The organism is Okeania sp., assembly GCF_983059655.1.
Genome location: NZ_CEZPJD010001003.1, coordinates 1 through 2477 on the forward strand (window position 1 = coordinate 1; position 2477 = coordinate 2477).

Below are 2477 nucleotides of genomic sequence, written 5' to 3' on the forward strand. Positions count from 1 at the left end.
AAAAACTAACCATGCTCCCACTAATGGTAAGATAAACCAACTATCATAATGACCACCCCCAGCAAAGGAGTAAAGAATTGAAGGATTCCAAGCATAAATCAAAGTTTTTTGCAAGCTAAATTTTCTACTTAATAGCCAACAAATACCTAAATCTGCCAAGATAAAAGCAAACTTAAAGACAAATACTGAGGGGCTAATTAGTGCTAAAAATCGAAACCCTAATTGAATCAAAGGAGGGTAAATAGCAGAAGTATCAGGATGATTCATTAATGACCACCACTCTGTTCTATAGGGAATTAATTCTAAAGCATTTGGTGCTAAATCATAAGGACTAAAACCTAAATTTTGAATGTAACCTTCCCACAAATAACGCCAAATATCATCCCCCGGCTCCATGGGAATTAATATTAGTCTAGCCAGAATAGTTATACTCCAAAACCAAGCCAAATTAATTGATGTTATTGCCCAAGAAATTATAAAACCTAAACTAATTATACTGATACCTATCCAAAATTTTATAACAATACCAGTTTCCTGAAAACTACCGTAGGGAACTATGAAAATTGTACCTACTAATATCAAAAATGAACTTAGTAATAAAGGCAGATTTTTCCTAGTGAAACTTACACAAAATAGATTCATTTCAGTTATTAGTTATCAGTTATCAGCACCTACTGCTGTTTGCGCAGCATGACCTAGGAAAGCATGAGGCATTAACGAAGTCAGAAGTCAGATAGGGGAGCCGTCGGATTGGCGACGTACAGAAGTTAACCCCACCCCTAACCCCTCCCAGGAGGGGAAGTAGGGAATTTTGAGCAACTCTCCAAAAATATTTCGCCTTAAAAGGCGGGGTTGCGCGACCCATATTATCTTGATAAAATACTGAATTTTACTTTCTCTTGGTCGATTAGATATGGCAAATAATTGATTTATCTAGTTGCAATAATTGATTGTATTTTTGATTATTGGAGATATCTATTTATGTACTTAAATATAGGAATTATGTACTTAAATATAGGGAGATAGGAAGATGTAGAATCTAGGGCAAAATTTCAACTTTTTTCTACTGTTTTATTTCTCCCCCGCTCCCTCACTCCCCTACTCCCCTACTACCCTACTACCCTACTCCCCTACTCCCTCACTCCCCCACTCCCCTGCTCAAGAATTTATTAGTATTATTGTGCAATTCTATATTTTTCCACAGGAATTTTAAATACAGTTTACCAAGAGTTGTCAGAATAATTGTTCCAGCCTGAAAGCTACCTTTTATAGTACCTGATATTTTTGAACGTCCACCCTGACGACGACGATAACCAACAGGAATTTCAGTTATTTTTAAATCGCATTCTACAGCTCTAGCTTGCATTTCTACCGTCCAACCAAAACCTCGGTCTTGCATTCTAATTCTCTCTAAACTAGACTTCCGAATTAAACGCAACGGTCCTAAATCTTGATACCAATATCCCCACCCTAAACCAATTAAAAAAGTAGCTAATTTATTACCAAAATTTTGTACGGGAGTCATAGCAGACCTACCTGCTTTTGTCGCACGGCGATCGCCTAGTATTAAATCGTATTTATTAGTAGCTTCTAAAAATTTTGGTAGTTGTTTTAAATCATCACTACCGTCTCCATCACAAAATAAAATCCAATCACATTCTACAGGTGCATTTTCGATACCACGCCAACAAGCTCTACCATAACCTGAGATGGGTTCTTTAATAACTGTTGCCCCTGCTTTTGTCGCTTTTTCTATACTTTTATCGGTGCTACCATTATCAACTACCATGATATTTTTTAGTCCGTAAAATTGTAATGATTTAATCACATTTGTAATGGTAGATTCTTCATTCAAAACAGGAATAATTACGAATATTTTTTCTAAAAGCATTTGTTTTAATTTTTTTTGAAATCGTTAAATATCGAAGCAAAAGTTAGGAAATATCAAAAGCTGAAAATTCAGAGAATACAATATTTTTTCTTTTCCCTTCTTCCTTACTTCCTTTTAATTAAAAAATGGAACTTTATACCCAATAGACATCTGGTGATAATCAAAAATCGGCATTGCTGAATTAAGGTATGAAAGTAGGTTTATAGGGAACAGGGAACAGGGAACAGGGAACAGTTAATATTAACAAGTAGTTCAAACCATCCAAAATACAAAATCCAAAATATAAAATTATCAAATCATACCCAGAATCAGCAACGCCCAAAAATAAAATCAATTATCCCGTAAAAATAATCAATTATTTCCCCCTACTCCCCACATTCCCCTCCTGGGAGAACAGGGCTAATTCATTGTCGTAGCGAGAATATTTACAACCCGATATTTTTGGTTAACTAATCCTAGCAAGATGTACGAAATTTCAAAGGATACAATTATTCTTAGCGTAACAATAAATTGACCCCACTCCCCTACTCTCCTACTCCCCTACTCCCCTACTCCCCTACTCCCCTACTCCCTATTCCCTACTCCC

1 protein-coding gene and 1 pseudogene are annotated in these 2477 nt (G+C 35.8%); both read right to left on the minus strand.

The window, feature by feature from the left end; translation table 11 throughout:
• A pseudogene (locus AC3DU7_RS31110) lies at positions 1-642 on the minus strand (glycosyltransferase family 2 protein); the annotation flags it as partial.
• A 496-nt stretch (positions 643-1138) separates the two neighbouring features.
• Positions 1139-1891 (minus strand): glycosyltransferase family 2 protein, encoded by a 753-nt coding sequence (locus AC3DU7_RS31115; RefSeq protein WP_488043100.1) that lies wholly within the window; start codon positions 1889-1891, stop codon positions 1139-1141.
• Positions 1892-2477 lie beyond the last annotated feature (586 nt).

Bases quoted from the DNA above. Each gene is read 5' to 3' on its own strand.
- AC3DU7_RS31115 (WP_488043100.1), bottom strand. From the start codon at position 1,891: ATGCTTTTAGAAAAAATATTCGTAATTATTCCTGTTTTGAATGAAGAA.